We start from the raw sequence: 404 nt of genomic DNA, 5'->3' as shown, positions 1-404 counted from the left end.
GATATTCTCGGCGGCCAGCGCCGCCAGCAACTCGCCCAGGCGCGTGGCGCTGTTGAGGCCGGCATCGAGCGAAGGCGTCCAGGCGCGGAACAGGTGGGTCAGTGCGCCGCCATCGGCGGCCCGCACGTAGTCGGCGTATTGCTCGGCGCCTCGGGCACGCATGCATTGCGCGCTCAGGCAACGGCCGGCCAGTTCGGTCAGCCACTGCCGGGTGCCCCGATGATGGTAATCGACAAACCAGGTGCCGCTGGCCGAACGCTTGAGGTACAGGCCGCGGTCGCTGAACAGGGCTTGATGACGTTGCTCGATGTGCTGGAAATGCGCAGGCGCGGTGCTGTCGAGCCAGGTGTTCATCGCCTCCAGGTCGATGTATTCACTGACCTTGGCGCTGAGCAGATCGTTAT

1 pseudogene is annotated in these 404 nt (G+C 65.6%); it reads right to left on the bottom strand.

The features are described 5' to 3' along the window. A pseudogene (locus tag NPS47_RS25465) lies at positions 1 to 404 on the bottom strand (toxin VasX); the annotation flags it as partial.

This window comes from Pseudomonas putida (assembly GCF_028682475.1).
Lineage (GTDB): Bacteria > Pseudomonadota > Gammaproteobacteria > Pseudomonadales > Pseudomonadaceae > Aquipseudomonas > Aquipseudomonas putida_AG.
Note: the sequence above shows the minus strand (reverse complement) of the source record. Positions and strands in the feature narration are given on the sequence as shown.